The following is a 17,521-nucleotide window of genomic DNA, read 5'->3' as shown; positions in this document are numbered from 1 at the left end:
TCTTAAATTATGGATATTTGCATTGTTGGTACTGGTTATGTTGGTCTGGTTACGGCTGCATGTTTTGCTGAGACAGGCAATAATGTAATTTGTGTAGATATTAATGTAGATATCATAAAGAAGTTGAAGCAGGGTCAAGTTCATATTTTTGAACCTGGACTGGAAGATCTGATACAAAGGAATTTAGAACAAGGAAGGCTCCAGTTTACAACAGATATTAAAGAAGGAATAGCTAAAGGGTTGTTTATTTTTATATGTGTTGGAACACCCCCAAAGGAAGATGGCAGCTGTGACATGAGATATGTGGAAGGTGTAGCAAGAGATATAGGCAGATATATCAATGAATATAGAATAGTGGTAAATAAGTCCACAGTACCAGTTGGCACTGCAGATAGAGTGAGGGCTATAATTTTAGAGGAACTCAAAAGACGGGGGGTAGATGTTGAATTTGACGTTGTATCAAATCCTGAATTTTTAAAGGAAGGGGATGCTGTTTCTGATTTCATGAAACCAGATAGAATTATTGTTGGAACTGATAATGTTAGAACTGCTGAATTACTTAAGGCCCTGTATGCTCCCTTTGCTCGTTCCAGGGAAAAACTAATTGTCATGAGTATTAGAAGTGCTGAGATGACAAAATACGCAGCCAATGCCATGCTAGCCACCAAAATTTCTTTTATAAATGAAATTGCGAATATTTGTGAACAGGTTGGTGCAGATGTATCAGATGTTAGACTTGGAATTGGGGCAGACCACAGAATTGGATATCACTTCATTTATCCAGGGGTTGGCTATGGAGGTTCATGTTTTCCAAAGGATGTAAAAGCTTTAATTAGCACGGCTAAGCAGATGGGATATGATCCAAAGCTTCTTAGTTCTGTTCATCTAGTAAACGAAGAACAAAAAAAGATATTGGCAAAAAAAGTGGAAAAGTTTTTTTTAGACAAAGGTGGAGTTAAAGGGAAAACCATTGCAATATGGGGACTTGCATTTAAGGCGAATACAGATGATATTCGGGAGTCATCTGCTATAACCATAATTGAATACCTGACTGAAAAGGGAATGAAAGTAAGGGCATTTGATCCAAAGGCCAATAACAGGGCAAGGGAGTATTTTAAAGAAAATCCCCTTGTTGAAATAGTAGATGGGGACTATCTAGCACTTGAAGGCGCAGATGGTCTGGCAGTTGTCACTGAATGGAATCAATTTAGAAATCCAGACTTTCGGCGTATTAAAAAATTATTGAAATATCCTGTTATCTTTGACGGTAGAAATCTCTATAATCCTCGACTGGTTAAAGAGATAGGATTTGAGTATTACGGCATTGGCAGAAAATAATTTAAAGGGGACTCTTATGTCCCCTTTTTTTACAAATAGAGAGGGAGTTTACCTGTCCACTTCCTTATCTGTAATTCAAAGAGTACAGCCCTTTCATATTCGATGTTCAGCATAAAGGGGGCGCCTTCTCCCTGGTCAAACTGATCATCTAAAAACTGAGTCTCTTCCCAAAAGTCTAAAAGCTCTTCTGTGGGTAAGTTCTTTATTTGTTCAATTAAAGTGTTATCCACTAAATATGGAAAACAATTTGCCATCAAATCCTCCTATACATTAATTAGTTGATGAACTTGTGACAATTATTAAAAATTTTTTTTAAAAAAGCAATATTTAATTTTATTGGATATTGTCTTAAAAATTACAATTTCAATGCTCTAAAAAAATTTTTCCTAGTAATTTTATTGCAAGATTTTAAAAAAAATATAAAATAAAACTTGTGATGTCACAAAGGTTTTTAGGAGTTAAAGGTATGAAATTATTAAGTAAAAAAATATTTAATGAAAAAGGATTTGATTTTAGCAAAATTATCAATAATTTCAAATATTTCATTAAATCTATTGTGCTTTCTATTCAAAAAAATAAATGTGGTGTTAGGGCTGCAGCGCTAACATATGTAACTGTGCTTTCAATTGTACCTTTTTTGGCAATTGCTTTTTCAATTTCAAAGGGTCTTGGGTTTCATCACACGGAAGTTATCCATAACTTTCTATTAAAGATTACTGCTGGTAGAGAAGAGGTAGTGAATAATATACTTTCATACATAAATAATACAAATGCTGGAAAGTTAGGTGGATTGGGGGTCGTGACATTACTAGGAGTAGTGGTGTCTTTAATTGGTACTATTGAAGATACCTTAAATGCAATATTTGAGATTCCCAAAAATCGTTCATTAAAGGAAAAAATAACAAGTTATTTTTCAATTACTCTCTTATTTCCAATATTAATGATTGTTATAGCAACATTTTCTTCTTCACTTCTAAATATTGCCATTATTAAAAAATTATTATCTTATTCATTAATATCATATGTGTATTTATTTTTATTAAAAATTATACCTTTTTTAATTGTATGGTTTTCAATTTTTATTATCTTTTATTATATTCCAAATGGGAGGATTGACAGTAAAAGTATTTTAATAGGTTCTTTTTTTTCATCTCTTTTATGGGAAATATCTAGATATATATTTATTAATTATCAACCATTTAATCCAAAATATAATGCTATATATGGTAGTTTTGCAAAAGTATTACTTGTATTATTATGGTTATATTTTTCCTGGTTTATGTTGCTTATTGGAGCTGTTATAGCATATGAATTTAAATACATCAATTATGGAAGATTTAATGTTAAAGACAAATTAGGCAGTTTTAATTTGGCTTTAAAAGAGCTCATATTTTTAAAAATTATCCATTATATGCTTGATGTTTTTAAAAAAGGAGATGGAGTAGTGTCCCTGGAAGAATTATCAAATCTTACTAAAATGCCTGTATTCATTGTAGAAGAATTTATAGAAGCTCTAAAGAAATTAGGATTTGTTGTTGAGTTAAAAGATGATAAAAAAGCATTTGTCATAGCTTCTGAGAAAGAAAAATGTACTTTAGGGGAATTTTTAAGAATAATAAAGAGCTATGATGATGTTAATTTAGTAAAAATCAAAGAGATACATGACTATAGATCTATAAATCGCCTCTATTCCCTTGATAAAAATATTCCTCTAAGTCAAGTATTTATAGATTAAATAGTTGAGGATATTTTAATATAAGATATGTAAAGGCACAGATTACAAGACTATGAGTAATTTCTTGTTTTTGTATTAACTCAATCACTTTTGTTAGAGGTATTAATAAAACTTCTATGTCTTCTTTTTCATCTAGGTGTTGATTATAAGTATTTTTAACATCTCTGGCGAGATAGGTATAGCATTCATTGTTTAATATAGCAGGATTTGGATGTACCTTTCCTAGAAATTCTACCTTATCTGCAACATATCCTGTTTCTTCCCTAAGTTCTCTTAGAGCAGCACCTTCAGGTGTATCTTCTGGTTCAACCATTCCACCTGGGATTTCTAGGGTAAAGTCCCTTATACCGTGTCTGTATTGTTTTACAAATACCACATTATTGTCAGGTGTAAGAGGAATTATATTTACCCATGGCGTTGCTTCAAGCACATAGAATTCATAAACCTTTTTTGTTCTTGGAGATACAGCTTTATCTGTCCTTAAGTCAAAAACTCTATATGAGCTATCCTTCTTTGATTCAAGGAGTTCCCATTTTTTTAAAGACATAATTTTTCTCTCTTGATCTTTATTCTAAATAATTGTAGCGACTTAAACATTGTCAGGTAGCACTGGGTGGCTAACCCTTTATAACACTTTATGCATAGAAGCAGCTTTTTAATATAATGAAGTTTTAACAAAAACAAGGGAAAAATTAAAGGAATTTTTATTGTAATAAAAAATTGAAGAGCGGCGAAATAGGGGGGGCTGTTATCGCCGCTCTTTTTATGGAGAGTAGGGGCCTAGCAGGTTTATTTAGTAATCATACCTGATCCCAATATAAAAGGAGCGACCAGGCATGGGATACCCTTTTACAAAGCTATAATCTTTATCCAATAAATTTCTAATTTTTCCTTTAATAGATAGACTCCCAAATTTCCCAATATCAGTTAATTTTTTTCCAACTGTGAGATTTGCCACGGTAAAGCCTCCTTTTTTAATTACAGGGGCTGGCCAACCAGACTCCCAGTCATCTATCCGCTGATTTCCATGATATTCAAAATTTAAATTAGCCCAGAAACCCTTTTTATCAGAAACATATAATCCATAGCTGGCAGTTAATTTTTCAACGTATTTTAGATCATGGTCTGTTTCATCATCTTTTCTATCAAAAAGATATACAATATTTCCATAAGGCTTTATCTTACAAGGCAAATCAAAGAATTTATCAACATTAAAAGAAAGGTTTGCTTCAATACCTTGGATTTTTGCCTTTCCATGGTTTTCATAAGTTACTACCTGATTTACATAATCTGATTTTGTCACGATTTTATCTTTAAAATGGGTGTAAAAATATCCCAAAGATGCATATAGATATTCAAAAGAAGCATCTATTCCACCTTCTGCTGTCCAACTTCTCTCGGGATCGAGGTCAGAATTGCCTCTATAGTGTGTACCCCACATATAATAATCTGATGCCAGTTCTTTTGCACTTGGCATCCTATAGCCCTGGGCATAGTTTGCCCTGATTTTGATGTTATTATTAATAAGATATGTCGCTCCTATTGTGGGACATATATGTATCTTGTCTTTATCATGTCCTTCGCCTTTTTCCACTTCTACCTTGAATTTGTCATATCTAGCACCTCCAGATATGACAAATTTATTATCAAGGAGTTTGATTTTTCCCAGAATAAATCCAGCTGGATTTTTATATTTGGTTTCTCTGGGTTGATAGGGGCTTGATTCAATTCTGTAATAGACCCAGTCAAAACCACCTGTTATTACAAAATATTCCATATCTAAGGTAAGCTGTCCTTGAGCTCCCCTATGGGTTGTCTTTCTTGTTGTGGAAATTCCATCATCCCATCCATCAGGATTACTTATAAGGGGATCTACCCATTTATCTCTATCTTTTCCCTGAAAGTATCTAAATTTCCAAAATAGAGGAAGTGAAGGGAAGGTGCCCTCATAGATGAAGTCTGCTGAACTAAGGGATTTATCTGAATAATCATCTAAATCATTTTGACTGAGATAAGAAGGGTTGCCTGCTCTATCCACATCAAATTTGGTATAGATTACACCAATCCTGTTACCAGGTAAAAATTCATAACCAATGTTAAAGGAGTAGTTTTCTTTTTTATCATAACCTGTATTTTTGAACTTTGTGTTATCTCCTGTATCATAGTCGTCCATTTTCCCTCGGCTATAAGAAAATGAGTAGTCAAATTTATTTATTTTACCAGAAGAGCCTATGGTCCCGTCCTGATAATTGAAGCTTCCAAATGTTCCTTCCAAAAAAGCATGGGGTTTTCCTATTCCCCTTTTTGTGATTACATTTATAACTCCACCGATACCAGCTGAACCATATTGAACTGCTCCTGGACCTCTGATTATTTCTATTTTTTCAATGTTTTTTGTTAAAATTTTGGCCACATTTCCAGTTCCTGCACGTCTACCATCCAAAAGGATAAGCACATGTCCAAGGAGGTCGTTTCCATGGGTTTCAGTTCTAAAGCCACGAATTCCAACAGATGTTGAAGTTCCAGGATATTGTCTAATAGTACCAATGCCCTTTTCTGAAAGGAGTTCTCCTAAATCCCTTGCTGAGGAGGCTTCTATCTCTTCTGGTCCAATTACCTGGATGTTCATTGGTGTTTCTTTTACAGATTCTTTGTACCTGCTGGCAGTTACCACAATGGTCTCCAATGATGTCTGGTTTTCATATGCAGAGGTATCTTGAGAAGCAAGAATGGCTAAAATTCCGATGAAAACTACTAGATATTTTTTCATTCGTGATTTCCTCCGTGTTTTCCACCTTGATATTTTATCCACAAAGTCTCATTTCTTTACCTGTAAATCTAATCTTCATATCCTTTCCAATTTCTACAAATCTAAGGAGGATCCTTTTCATCCCCCGTCTTGTCATATCCCACCAACCAAAGGTTATATCCTCTTCACTATCTGGAGAATGGGCGATTTCTATTAAATCTGCATCTTTAAAAATTTTTTTCAGATCCTTTTTTACTTGGTCTAGATCAAGATTTTCTGTGTCTGTTCTAACATAACAAATAACACCTGTCCTCATAACCACTCCTCCTTTTGTTGAAACTTTTTATATAAATAAAAAATCCCTGAAATCCTAATACCTGGACTTCAGGGATTTCCCGTTTTTATCCCTAAAGGAGTATCCTTTCCTTGCGCCGAAGGAAAATTTTTTCCTTGTTCAGGCAGGTCTTCTGACTCTAAGGATCATCCTACTTGCCCTGTTGAATTACCTTTTTCTTAAGGAAATTCAACAGGACTCGCCTTGTTGGATAAAATTTCTGCAATTCAACAAGGCGAGCTGCACCTTCCCCTGGTATATAAACCAGAGTGGTATATTGCAGCTTTCGTCCCCTTATCACAGCCGCGGGCCGGTTCCGGATTCTCACCGGATTCCCTATTAAGCCTCTCGGCACCTGAACAATAATTCAATATTGTTCTGAAAAGAATTTTATACTTAAATAATTTATTTTGTCAAGCATTCAGTTAACAATTCAGCAATTCTCGGTGAGGGACAAATTAGATCATTTTAGATGTTTTATATCCTTCTTTCAGATTCAAAAAACTACCCTCTATTAAAAATTTAAGAAAATTTGATATAAAATACCACTTTTCTTTGGTAAAATATCCACTTATAATCTCTTTTTGGACGCACTACTCCCTCAAACTTATTTCCACCTAAAATTTGCATCATAAGATAATGTTTAGCTTGACAATATAGTGAATTAATGGTATAAAGTGTTTCAAATAGGAAGTATGAAGGAGGCACTGATTCTATGCGTAGATTCCATGTTAAGTTCACTGAAAAAAATCTTACGGGCAACGCCGGACTGGTATTGCTGGGCCTGTTTGCTGACAAACTGAAGCTTCCCAAGATGCTTGAGCAACACATTACTATTAAGCGGGGAGCTACCGCACAGTATAAGGTTTCCGACATTATCATGATTTTGATGATGGCAGTGTTAGCTGGGGCTAAGCATATGAGCCATGTATTTATCCTAAGATCTGATTTAGCATTGAGGTCGCTTTTTAAATGGGAAAGGTTTCCTGACTATACTACCATAAATCGGGTTTTTAAGTTGTTTAATCCCCGACATTGCAATGAGCTCTCCGATGTAGAAACAAAAGTGCGCAAAAAGGTTTGGGGTAAAAAATGGTTTAGCCGCATCACTTTAGATTTGGACTCTACAGTGCGTGGGGTGTATGGGAAACAGGAAGGTGCCGAGAAGGGTTACAACCCCAAGAAGCCAGGACAAAGGGGATATCATCCGCTACTTTGCTTTATTGCTGAGACGCGGGAATGTCTTCACAACTGGTTTAGAGCCGGAGATGCTTATTCAGCCAATGGTTGTGTAGAGTTTATGCAAGAGTGCTTTGCCAAGCTTCCAAGGAGAGTCTGGAAAATTATTGTACGTGCAGATTCCGCCTTTTTTAATGGAGAACTTTTAGACTACTTAGAAGAGGCTCATGCTTTGTACTTAATCAAGGTTAAGATGCGAGGACTCACTCAGCTTTTAGAAGCTCAGAAATGGCACAAGGTTAAAAATAGACCTGGCTATGAGAAGACCGAATTCACATACAAATGTGAGAGGTGGAAACACCCCCGCCGGTTTGTGGCCGTACGTCAAGTAATAGAGAGCAAATTTAGTTGCTTTTTTTTCAGCGTTACAAAGACTGAGTATGATTATTTTTGTTATGTAACAAATATGAACCTGAGTCCCTGGGACGTCCACAGGTATTATTGCCAACGGGGGGCCAGTGAAAACTGGATTGAGTGGTGTAAGGGACAGATGGCCTCTGGAAGCATTTTGACACAGGATTTTTGGGCCAACTCCGCCATATTCCAGACCTGTATTCTGGCTTACAATCTACTGGTTTGGATGATGTGGCTCAACGATGAAGATGGTTTTAGAGAAGAGCCCAACACAATCCGCATGTTTCTAATCCATGTTCCAGCTCGGCTGATGCATGCGGGACGACAATGGTTCCTTCGATTATCGAGGGATTATTTTTTCAAAGAACGTTGGATAAAGATAGAAAATTCCATCCGGTCATTACAATTTGCTTAATCTTTTTTTGAGAGTATCCTCCAAAATAGGATTTTGCGTAAGTCCATGTGCAGTGGTGTGCCTTTACACACCCGTAAAGAGTGCCACTGACCGCAGCTTCTACCTGAAAAAGCCTTCCAAGTCACAATGAGGGAGACATATCCTTTAACATAACAGCTCCATATCTAGGTATCTCTGTCCAGAACAATCAGTTGCTTACGATTGAACTGTAATTGCAGATTTTAGGTTCCATAAATTCAAAAAATATTCTCTCAAAACACTTTTTACTATGGAGGAGAGTAAAAAAACTTCAGATATTCCTCCCAACTCTCAAATAACAAAATCCGAAATGTCACTCGCAAATGATTCCAGTATTCTTTCCGAGAACTAAATTTCCCTCGACATTTCTGATATAATAGGTCTGTTAATTCTAATATCTGATGTACAAAAAAAGCTAATAAATTTAAAAGAAAAAAATTATTGATAAATTCTTCTTACAATATGTGTATAAAAGAATCTCTCTACTTTTATTTTTTGCTAACATAATTTTTTTGTCTTATAATTACAAATAATTATTCAAACATTAATACAATTTCCCTCTAAATTTTCAATACCGTCTTTTTTTCCATACTTCACGAAAAAAATGTATTATTTTTTTGGATTACCCCATGAACCCTTCCTTCCCAAACTCACCGAGAATTGCTGGGTCTTTATAGACATTCACTGGATTTTTTCTAAAAAAAAACTTGCCAAAGTATAAAATTTGGTATATAGTCTATATTATCAATCGCCGAAGTGGTGGAATTGGTAGACACGCTGGGTTCAGGACCTAGTGGGGTGTACCCCGTGGGAGTTCGAGTCTCCCCTTCGGCACTCAAAGGGTCATTGAAAAGATGTTATCAAGCCGAGGTAGCTCAGTCGGTAGAGCAGGGGACTGAAAATCCCTGTGTCGGTGGTTCGATTCCGCCCCTCGGCATAAATAAATAGCCAATAATTAAAGCCTGTTAGAAAGAAAATTCTAAGTGGCTTTTTTGAAACTAAAATTTAAGTGTGTATGCAGGGGTGCTCCGCAATTTATTTCACTTCTATTGATTTCCATAGGCAACCGGTGAATGTCAGTAAAGAAGACACAAACAAAAATTATTGTTTATCCCTATCAAGCAGCCTTTTTAATAATATTTTGTAGTACCTGGCTTGAGATAAGTGCATTAAATAAGTTTCCAAATTTAAATGTTTTCAGAACGGTTGTTGATTCATAATGTCCCATTAAAAAGCCCTTAACATCCCAGTTTATTATCAAAAAATTAGACCAAGGAAGGAAGATTTTAGGGTCCTAGTTATGTGGAGATTTTTGGTGACTTTAACAGAATAAATAATACAAAATATTTTTAAAATGTGAGGAACCAGCAAAAAGAGGTATAAAAGCTCATACCATGGTAAAATTGCTGGTAAAGGTTGAGATAGGACAAATGGTGGTTCGTAATTTGAAGTCCTCCCCCAAAGCAGGTTTTTATTGTCTTGCCTCAGAGGGAATTGGAATTTTCTTCAAAATATGTTAGCTAGTATGCAGAATTTTGGAATCCCATCATTTAGTCTCCCTCATGTTAGCGATGATAATCCATACATACACTTCCTTTTTAAAACACTAAACTATTGTCGTGAGTATCCATGTATATTTTTTAGTCTGGAAAAAGCCAGGAAGTGGTGTTTTGAGTTTGTTAATTGGTGTATAATTTTAAACATTATCACAGCAAAATTAAATTTGTTATGCCTGAACAGAGACATTTAGGCCTAGAGATTGAGATTTTATCCAAGCGTAAAGAGGTGTATAAAAATGCCTGTTCTAAACATCCAGAACGGTGGTCTGGGAACATTAGGAATTGGGATCCTATTTCAAAATTCTATTACAAGCGTTGATTTCAATCCAAAAGCTAAACAACATCTTAAAAAGGTCGTTTGATGGGAAAAAATAAAATAGCTTTTGGTGACATTAATTGATATCTTTACTGACATTCACCGTGATTGAAATTAGAAAACAAACAAATGAAGAGTTGTTAGCAAATTTTACTTTTGAGAAAAATTTTTGTTTAAGAAACTTTTATTGGAAATATTGAAAAACAAGGAGGGGTAGCTCATGGAAGATGTTTACAAAAAATTGGCCCAGGTGTTGGATTCAATGCCTCAAAGATTTCCACCAACTCCAGAGGGTCTGGAAATCAAGATCTTAAAAAAGATTTTTGAACCAGATGAGGCTGAACTTTTTTGTAAATTGAAATTAAAATTTGAGTCAGTGGACGATATCGCTAAAAGGACAGGAATGGACAAAGATTTTTTGGACAAGAAGCTGACAGAGATGTGGAAAAAAGGACAGATAATGGGACTGGATTTTGGAAAGACCAAGCTATTTAAAATGATGCCCTGGATGGTTGGGATATATGAATATCAGGTAAAGAGAATGGATGAAGAATTTGCAAAACTTTGTGAAAAATATTTATCTTATGTTGGGAAAGAGATATTGGGAAAGTCTCCAAGATATATGCAAGTCCTTCCAGTAGAAGAAACTTTAAAGATAGAACAAAAGGTTCTACCCTTTGAAAAGGTTTCAGAAATTATTGAAAAGGGAAAATCCTTTGGAGTGGCTCAATGTATATGTAGAAAGGAAAAGGCCCTCGCTGGAAAACCCTGTGATAAGCCCCAGGAAGTTTGCCTTGCAGTCGCAAAAATTCCTGGAGTTATTGAACAATTTGATCATTGGGGACGACCAATCACCAAAGAAGAAGCATATAACATTTTAAAAAGGGCAGAACAGGCTGCTCTTGTACACTTAACTTTCAATACACAAGATGATACAAATTTTATTTGTAATTGTTGCGGATGTTGTTGTGCGGTTCTCACTGCAATAAATGAGATGGGAGTAAATGAAGCAGTAAATTCAAGATATAGGGCTAAAATCGATGTGGAGCAATGTAGCGGATGTGGAATATGCAAAGATGAAAGGTGTCAAGTTAATGCAATTGTTGAAAAAGATGGGGTATATTCAGTTTTAGAACAGAGATGTATTGGTTGCGGACTCTGTGTATCAACCTGTCCCTCTGATGCAATTGAACTTATCAAAAAAGAAGACAACTGGACCCTGCCACCAAAGGACGAAAATGAGTGGTTAGCTATGCGTGCAAAGGAAGTTGGTGTAGACCTGTCTAAATTTCTATAAAAGGAGGATTTATATATGCAAGATCCATTATTTCAACCTATTAAAATAGGATCAATGGAGATAAAAAACAGGATTTATATGCCTGCTATGCATCTTAACATGGCAAAAAATTTCTTTGTCTCAAAAGAGATTAGAGCATTTTATAGAGCAAGGGCCAAGGGTGGTGCTGGAATGATTTGTGTTGGTTGTGCTACTGTAGACGAAAAAGCCGGTAATCCATTTGGCATCGGAGCACACAAAGATATTTTTATTCCAGGACTTAAACAACTTGCAAATGATATAAAAGAATATGGAGCCACTGCATGTATTCAACTTAACCATGCTGGCAGATATAATCACTCCTTATTCTTAAATGGCGAACAGCCTGTTGGTCCTTCTCCTATACCTTGCAGACTTACCAGAGAGACACCCCGGGAGCTCACTCAGGAAGAAATAAAAGAAATTATTGAAAACTTCGGAAAGGCAGCAAAAAGATGTAAACAAGCAGGATTTGACGCCGTGGAAATACTTGCTGGAACAGGCTATTTAATAAGTGCATTTTTATCCCCTTTAACCAACAAAAGGGAAGATGAATATGGTGGAAGCTTAGAAAATAGAATGCGTTTTGGAATTGAGGTGTTAAAATCTGTCAGGGAATCAGTAGGTGATGATTTCCCTGTAATGGTTAGAATAAATGGCAATGACCTAATGGAAGGTGGAATTGGTAGAGAAAATATGAAACTCTTTGCCAAAAGATTAGAACAAGAGGCCAGGGTGGATGCTTTTTGTGTTAATGTAGGTTGGCATGAGGCTAGGGTACCTCAACTTACCCCCTCAGTTCCTACTGCAGGATTTGCTTATCTTGCAAGGGAAATAAAAGAAACTGTTTCGGTTCCTGTTATTGCCTCCCACAGAATCCATGACTTAGACGTTGCCAGGGAACTCATAGTTGATCATATATGTGATATGGTGGCATTGGGTCGTCCTTTAATTGCTGATCCTGACCTACCCAATAAGGCCAAAGAAGGAAAAGAACATGAAATAATCCATTGTGTTAGCTGCGGCCAAGGATGTTTTGACCATATATTTCGCTTAAAATCTGTTGAATGTCTTGCAAATCCAATTGCTGGACATGAAGTAGAGTTTGAAAATATAAAAAAAACAAATCATCCTAAAAAAGTCCTGGTAATCGGAGGTGGCCCAGGAGGGATATGGGCAGCCTTAGGTGCTTCTATAAAAGGTCACAAAGTAAAATTGTGGGAAAAAACAGATAGATTGGGTGGTCAATTGAATATTGCAGGACTTCCAAGAGGAAGAGAAGAATTTTTAATCCTCGCTGAACATCTTGAAAATATATTGTTAAATAGCGATGTGGAAGTGGAATTAGAAAAAGAGGCAACTTTGGAAGATATAAAGAGAGAAAATCCAGATTTTGTAATTGTTGCCACTGGAGCAAAACCTATTACTCCATCCATTGAAGGTGTTGATCAACCCCAGGTGCATCAGGCATGGGATGTTTTAGAAGGAAAAGTAAATGTTGGAAAGCGGGTAGTGATAATTGGAGGAGGAGCTGTTGGTGTTGAGACTGCTATTGATCTTGCTCAAAGGGGCACACTGGATGGTGAAGACCTAAAATTTTTACTGGTAAATCAAGTAGAACCCCCAGAACACCTACGGGAACTTTGTATCAAGGGCACAAAAGAGGTAACGCTGATTGAAATGTTAGACTCAATAGGTAAAGACATTGGAAAATCTACTCATTGGACAATGATGAGGGATATGAAAATTTTTGGGGTCAAACACTTTACAAGAACCAAGGCATTAAAAATAAGTGAGGAGGGTGTATATGTGGACATGAAAGGAGAAAAGAAACTCTTACCTGCAGATTCTGTTGTGCTTGCAGTTGGATCTGAATCAGTAAATTCTTTAGCAAAGGATCTTGAAGAGGCTAATATTCCCTACAAAGTAATTGGTGATGCAAATAAAGTGGCACTAGCAATTAATGCCACCCACGATGGCTTTAGAGCTGGAATATCTATTGAATAATAAAAGGGGGGTAATATTCCCCCCAAATAACCAGTGTCTGTTATAAAAATTATGTGTATTGCTTTAATTGCGTGTAATTTTTTTAATGATTATCCCTTAATAATTCTGTCAAATAGGGATGAATATCACAATCGTCCAACTGAAAGGGCCCATTTCTGGAAAGATTATCCAGATATTCTTGCAGGAAAGGACCTGGAACAGGGAGGCACCTGGTTTGGAATTAACAAACAAAATGGCAAAATAGGGCTTTTGACAAATTTTAGAGAACCTGGAGAAGAACGTAATAAACATTCTCGGGGAGCACTTGTAGTAAATTTTCTGATAAATAATTATTTACCTGAGCACTACCTATCTCTTCTAAAAAAATCCAAAAAAAATTACAATGGCTATAATCTTATCTTTGGTACAAAGGAAAAGCTTTATTATTTCAATAATGTCAAATCAATATCTCTACACTTATCAAAGGGCGTTCATGTTCTAAGCAATGGCATTTTAAATGAGCCATGGCCAAAATGTGAAAGATTGAGAGAACTTTTTCTCCAACTTACGAGAGATTGTACTACTATTCCGTCAGTGGAAAAGTTATTTACCATATTAAGGGATGACACAACATTTCCTGATGAAAAACTTCCTGATACAGGTGTTGGCATTAAACTTGAGAGATTTCTATGTCCAATTTTTATAAAAGATCCAAAATATGGAACTAGGACATCCACTGTGCTTTTGATGAAAAAAAATAATTGGGTAAGTTTTATTGAAATAACCTATTTAAGAGGCACTGATAAAATAAATGGATATCGAGAATTTTCTTTTTATATTGATTGAAAGCAGGCAATAAAAAGATACACTTTTTATAATATGCCCGGGGCCAGAATCGAACTGGCACGGGGACAAGGCCCCAAGGGATTTTAAGTCCCTTGCGTCTACCAAATTCCGCCACCCGGGCAACTGAATTCATTTCTATAGAAAATTTTAATAAAAGTCAATCTTCTTTTTTAAACTATCTTTTTTTATTATTTGTTTTATGTTTATAGTAATTATTAAAAAAAGCCATGCTTAAAAAGGAGGGGGTGAAAGATGTTCAGAAAAAGAATTTTAATTCCATATAATTTTAAACCACGGGATGAAAAGTCTATCCATTATGCCATAAGGAGTTTTGCTGGTGACAAGTCTGTTTATATTTCTCTTCTTCATCTCCATGCGCCTATTTCAAAAATAGGTGTTTTTAGCTTGGGAAAGAATGAATTAATAAAAACTCTTGGCAAGAAAATAACGGATTTTAGACAAAAAGAAGATGAATTTTTTAAGTTAAAGGAATTATTTTTAGAAAATAATTTTACAGAAGAACAAGTTGATATTATTTTTAAGCCAAAACAAGAAAGTATAGCAAAAGATATTGTTAATCTAGTAAAAGACAAAAAATATTCCACTGTTATTTTAAATAGGGCCCCTGGAAAAAGAATTGTGACTTTTGGAGAAAGTGTCTCAATTAAACTAATATCTTCTTTAAAAGAAAAAGAAATAATTATTTTGACCTAAAAAAGGAGGAAAAAGATGGAACAAAAAACTCTTATATCTATAGAAACCTTTAAAGTTATAACTCAGGCTATTGCTGAAATTCAAGATGTAGAGACAATGGCTACCTATATGTGTAGTTTACTGGCATCAAGTTTACAAGTTAAAGGATGTTCTATATACATTTTAAATGAAGAAAATAATGAGCTTGAATTGTTGGCAAATTATGGTCTTAGTGCTAATTATTTAGTCAAAGGTCCTGTGGATCCAAAAAAGAGTCTTGAATACATTAAGATTAAAGAACCAATTGTTATTAAAGATGTTCAAAAAGATCATAGAGTGCAATATCCTAAACAGGCAGAACAGGAAGGAATAAAGAGTATAATAGGCATTCCCATAATATTCCAGGGAAGATCAATAGGGAGCTTAAGACTTTATATTGAACAACCATATGATATTACAAAACAAGAACTAGAATTTCTTTTTATTTTGTGTGAATTAATAGGAATGGCTTTAAATTTTGCAAAGTTACATACAACCTTAAACACAATTAAGGAATTGGTAGAAGGAGTATAAAGTCATCATGAAACCTAACTATCTCCTATTAGAGGATAAAGTTTTTGAAGATAGAATTAAAAAAGGCTTTGAATATCTAAAATCTTGTGTCTTATGTCCTAGAAATTGTAATGTAGAAAGAGTGAAAGGGGAAAAGGGATTCTGCAAAACTGGCAGATATGCTTATGTTGCCTCTTATAATCTTCATTTTGGTGAAGAATCCCCATTAGTGGGAACAAATGGTTCAGGAACAATCTTTTTTGCTGGGTGCAACTTGGGTTGTGTATTTTGTCAAAATTATGAAATAAGTCACTCTGTGAAAGATTCTTATGAAATATCTGAACAAGACCTGGCTAAAATTATGTTGGCGCTCCAAAAAAAAGGGGCACATAATATAAACTTAGTGTCTCCTTCTCATGTAGTCCCTCAAATAATAAAGGCTATAAAAATAGCCAGGGAGATCGGATTAAAAATTCCAATTGTTTATAATACGGGTTCCTACGACAAGGTAGAAATAATTGATCTCTTGGATGGTATTGTAGATATCTATATGCCTGATACAAAATTTTTTGATCCTCAAGTCAGCTTAAAATATTTAAAAGCAAAAGATTATCCAGAAATAGCTAAAAAGGCCATTAAAGCAATGCACAAACAAGTTGGAGATTTAATATTAGATAAAAATAATATTGCAATTAAAGGATTAATTGTAAGACATCTCCTTATGCCCAATAACCTTGCTGGGACTGAAAAATGGCTTGAATTTATAGCAAAAGAGATCTCAAAAAAGACTTATTTGAATATCATGGATCAATATAGGCCATGTGGGGAGGCACACAAATTCCCAGAACTCTGTTCTACTATCTCATACAAGGAATACAAACAAGCTTTAGACTTAGCAAAAGAATTTGGTTTAACCAACCTGGATAAGAGAGACTTTTCCCGACTGATATTCCTATTAAATCGATAGTAAAATCCCTTGTTTTTTGGGAGCAGGATACGCCATTTTATGGCTTTGTTAAGAATGATTTAAAAAAGTCCAGAGAACTTAACAGGTCCTTAAAATTGAACACCTCTAAAATATAGGTTATTTGAGAGGTGCGAGAAGATATCTGTGTTAATATCTCTTGTAAGAGAGAAATACCTCTTTTATCAAGAAGCGCTAAGGACTTATGAATCCCATTTTTAGGAGTATACAAGTGCAACATTTTTATTTTTTGAAAAATCTTATCAAGATTTAATATAGCAAACTGATTGTACTCAAGTAAATGACCTATATCCAGACACACATTTAAAGGGGTATTTTGGACAATATCCCAGATAGTTACTAAATTGTTTTCTTTGATATTTTCAATGAGAAATTTATTTATAGGTAATTCCCTTTTTGGGGCTTGTTCTACAAATTCAATAAAAGTTTGTTTTGACTGGGGGGGATGGAGCACATATGATGTTGGATTTAAAAATAATGTCTTATCTATTAGTCTTGAAATATCTTCCAACACAAAAGATATTTCTTTTTGCCAATCAAGATCTAGAGGAAGATGTATGTTGTATGTTAAATTAAAATCTTTAAGTTCATAAGGTAAATCCTTAATTGTGTAATTTAGACAGGATTTTGTTTCAAACATTACAATAGAGACTTCATCAACTAGATGTTCTAATTTTTTGCAGTTTTCAAAGATTGGTGCAGGGAATATAAATGAAGTTGTTCCTATTTTAAATTTTTCCATAATTTCTCTTATTTTCTACATTCTGTTCCTATTGCATTTACCCCTTTTAGAGCATTTATTATATTGTTCTCAGAAGAATATGGAGGCATTTAAAAGATCGGGAAAAAAATTATATTTAGGCTACAATACAGAAAAATAATAGCATCTTACTCAGAGGTAAAGAAGTCAGTCTTTCCCCCGTCAGCATTTTTAGGATCAACACAAAAGAAAATAACGTGTCAAAGATGCGCTGCACGCGCACCACAAAGGCTTGTTCCTCGACACTCTTTTGATGTGTGTTACAGTGTCATCTATTTTTTAGGGGCCTTTGTAAATTAAAAACAGTTTTTTAATACATCGTGAGAA

General features: G+C 34.9%; 14 protein-coding genes, 3 tRNA genes and 1 riboswitch. Of the genes, 11 read left to right on the top strand and 6 right to left on the bottom strand.

Annotation, left to right across the window (positions count from 1 at the left end):
• The first annotated feature begins 9 nt into the window (after positions 1 to 9).
• A complete protein-coding gene (locus ACYQ1E_RS05110) occupies positions 10 to 1,338 on the top strand; it encodes a UDP-glucose dehydrogenase family protein (protein ID WP_459876081.1) in 1,329 nt (442 codons plus the stop codon).
• 29 nt (positions 1,339 to 1,367) lie between these two features.
• Here the strand turns inward: ACYQ1E_RS05110 and ACYQ1E_RS05105 are convergent, their stop codons facing one another.
• Positions 1,368 to 1,592: a hypothetical protein gene (locus ACYQ1E_RS05105; protein WP_459876078.1), complete on the bottom strand. Its 225-nt coding sequence runs from the start codon at positions 1,590 to 1,592 to the stop codon at positions 1,368 to 1,370.
• Between the two features lie 212 nt (positions 1,593 to 1,804).
• Between ACYQ1E_RS05105 and ACYQ1E_RS05100 the strand changes: the two genes are divergently transcribed.
• Complete coding sequence (locus ACYQ1E_RS05100; RefSeq protein WP_459876076.1) at positions 1,805 to 3,073, top strand: YihY/virulence factor BrkB family protein; 1,269 nt, start codon at positions 1,805 to 1,807, stop codon at positions 3,071 to 3,073.
• Here the strand turns inward: ACYQ1E_RS05100 and ACYQ1E_RS05095 are convergent.
• The 3 genes from ACYQ1E_RS05095 to ACYQ1E_RS05085 form a co-directional block, all read right to left on the bottom strand.
• Positions 3,063 to 3,620 (bottom strand): NUDIX hydrolase, encoded by a 558-nt coding sequence (locus ACYQ1E_RS05095; RefSeq protein WP_459876073.1) that lies wholly within the window; start codon positions 3,618 to 3,620, stop codon positions 3,063 to 3,065. The two genes, ACYQ1E_RS05100 and ACYQ1E_RS05095, sit on opposite strands and share 11 nt — an antisense overlap.
• Before the next feature lie 246 nt (positions 3,621 to 3,866).
• Entirely contained in the window at positions 3,867 to 5,843 is a 1,977-nt protein-coding gene (locus ACYQ1E_RS05090) for a TonB-dependent receptor plug domain-containing protein (protein WP_459876070.1), read from the bottom strand.
• Between the two features lie 34 nt (positions 5,844 to 5,877).
• Positions 5,878 to 6,138, bottom strand: a complete 261-nt coding sequence (locus ACYQ1E_RS05085) for a hypothetical protein (RefSeq protein ID WP_459876067.1) — start codon at positions 6,136 to 6,138, stop codon at positions 5,878 to 5,880.
• 124 nt (positions 6,139 to 6,262) lie between these two features.
• A riboswitch (cobalamin riboswitch) is annotated at positions 6,263 to 6,530 on the bottom strand.
• Between the two features lie 341 nt (positions 6,531 to 6,871).
• Between ACYQ1E_RS05085 and ACYQ1E_RS05080 the strand changes: the two genes are divergently transcribed.
• From ACYQ1E_RS05080 to ACYQ1E_RS05055, 6 genes are all read left to right on the top strand, one after another.
• On the top strand, positions 6,872 to 8,164 hold the full coding sequence (locus tag ACYQ1E_RS05080; protein WP_459874805.1) for an IS1380 family transposase: 1,293 nt from the start codon (positions 6,872 to 6,874) through the stop codon (positions 8,162 to 8,164).
• A 768-nt stretch (positions 8,165 to 8,932) separates the two neighbouring features.
• Positions 8,933 to 9,016 (top strand) — tRNA-Leu (locus tag ACYQ1E_RS05075).
• A gap of 30 nt (positions 9,017 to 9,046) precedes the next feature.
• A tRNA-Phe gene (locus ACYQ1E_RS05070) sits at positions 9,047 to 9,119 on the top strand.
• Between the two features lie 1,158 nt (positions 9,120 to 10,277).
• Entirely contained in the window at positions 10,278 to 11,354 is a 1,077-nt protein-coding gene (locus ACYQ1E_RS05065) for a 4Fe-4S binding protein (protein ID WP_459876064.1), read from the top strand.
• Between the two features lie 15 nt (positions 11,355 to 11,369).
• On the top strand, positions 11,370 to 13,379 hold the full coding sequence (locus ACYQ1E_RS05060) for an oxidoreductase (protein WP_459876061.1): 2,010 nt from the start codon (positions 11,370 to 11,372) through the stop codon (positions 13,377 to 13,379).
• A 51-nt stretch (positions 13,380 to 13,430) separates the two neighbouring features.
• On the top strand, positions 13,431 to 14,204 hold the full coding sequence (locus ACYQ1E_RS05055) for an NRDE family protein (protein WP_459876058.1): 774 nt from the start codon (positions 13,431 to 13,433) through the stop codon (positions 14,202 to 14,204).
• A 34-nt stretch (positions 14,205 to 14,238) separates the two neighbouring features.
• Here the strand turns inward: ACYQ1E_RS05055 and ACYQ1E_RS05050 are convergent.
• Positions 14,239 to 14,325 (bottom strand) — tRNA-Leu (locus ACYQ1E_RS05050).
• 131 nt (positions 14,326 to 14,456) lie between these two features.
• Here ACYQ1E_RS05050 and ACYQ1E_RS05045 point away from each other — a divergent pair.
• From ACYQ1E_RS05045 to ACYQ1E_RS05035, 3 genes are read left to right on the top strand one after another with little or no spacing between them, the layout of a single operon-like run.
• Positions 14,457 to 14,918, top strand: coding sequence for a hypothetical protein (locus tag ACYQ1E_RS05045; protein WP_459876055.1), 462 nt, complete (start codon positions 14,457 to 14,459; stop codon positions 14,916 to 14,918).
• 15 nt (positions 14,919 to 14,933) lie between these two features.
• Positions 14,934 to 15,470 carry a GAF domain-containing protein gene (locus tag ACYQ1E_RS05040; protein ID WP_459876052.1) on the top strand — a complete coding sequence of 179 codons (537 nt, stop codon included), beginning with the start codon at positions 14,934 to 14,936 and terminating at the stop codon, positions 15,468 to 15,470.
• 7 nt (positions 15,471 to 15,477) lie between these two features.
• Positions 15,478 to 16,416, top strand: a complete 939-nt coding sequence (locus tag ACYQ1E_RS05035; RefSeq protein WP_459876049.1) for a radical SAM protein — start codon at positions 15,478 to 15,480, stop codon at positions 16,414 to 16,416.
• Positions 16,417 to 16,453: 37 nt separating this feature from the next.
• Here the strand turns inward: ACYQ1E_RS05035 and cbiR are convergent, their stop codons facing one another.
• Positions 16,454 to 17,176: a cobamide remodeling phosphodiesterase CbiR gene (gene cbiR / locus ACYQ1E_RS05030; RefSeq protein WP_459876046.1), complete on the bottom strand. Its 723-nt coding sequence runs from the start codon at positions 17,174 to 17,176 to the stop codon at positions 16,454 to 16,456.
• Positions 17,177 to 17,521 lie beyond the last annotated feature (345 nt).

The organism is Desulfothermus naphthae (assembly GCF_054657475.1).
Note: the sequence above shows the minus strand (reverse complement) of the source record. Positions and strands in the feature narration are given on the sequence as shown.

Coding starts and splice junctions, on each gene's coding strand:
- ACYQ1E_RS05110 (WP_459876081.1), top strand. CDS start 10: ATGGATATTTGCATTGTTGGTACTGGTTATGTTGGTCTGGTTACGGCT.
- ACYQ1E_RS05105 (WP_459876078.1), bottom strand. CDS start 1,592: ATGGCAAATTGTTTTCCATATTTAGTGGATAACACTTTAATTGAACAA.
- ACYQ1E_RS05100 (WP_459876076.1), top strand. CDS start 1,805: ATGAAATTATTAAGTAAAAAAATATTTAATGAAAAAGGATTTGATTTT.
- ACYQ1E_RS05095 (WP_459876073.1), bottom strand. CDS start 3,620: ATGTCTTTAAAAAAATGGGAACTCCTTGAATCAAAGAAGGATAGCTCA.
- ACYQ1E_RS05090 (WP_459876070.1), bottom strand. CDS start 5,843: ATGAAAAAATATCTAGTAGTTTTCATCGGAATTTTAGCCATTCTTGCT.
- ACYQ1E_RS05085 (WP_459876067.1), bottom strand. CDS start 6,138: ATGAGGACAGGTGTTATTTGTTATGTTAGAACAGACACAGAAAATCTT.
- ACYQ1E_RS05080 (WP_459874805.1), top strand. CDS start 6,872: ATGCGTAGATTCCATGTTAAGTTCACTGAAAAAAATCTTACGGGCAAC.
- ACYQ1E_RS05065 (WP_459876064.1), top strand. CDS start 10,278: ATGGAAGATGTTTACAAAAAATTGGCCCAGGTGTTGGATTCAATGCCT.
- ACYQ1E_RS05060 (WP_459876061.1), top strand. CDS start 11,370: ATGCAAGATCCATTATTTCAACCTATTAAAATAGGATCAATGGAGATA.
- ACYQ1E_RS05055 (WP_459876058.1), top strand. CDS start 13,431: ATGTGTATTGCTTTAATTGCGTGTAATTTTTTTAATGATTATCCCTTA.
- ACYQ1E_RS05045 (WP_459876055.1), top strand. CDS start 14,457: ATGTTCAGAAAAAGAATTTTAATTCCATATAATTTTAAACCACGGGAT.
- ACYQ1E_RS05040 (WP_459876052.1), top strand. CDS start 14,934: ATGGAACAAAAAACTCTTATATCTATAGAAACCTTTAAAGTTATAACT.
- ACYQ1E_RS05035 (WP_459876049.1), top strand. CDS start 15,478: ATGAAACCTAACTATCTCCTATTAGAGGATAAAGTTTTTGAAGATAGA.
- cbiR (WP_459876046.1), bottom strand. CDS start 17,176: ATGGAAAAATTTAAAATAGGAACAACTTCATTTATATTCCCTGCACCA.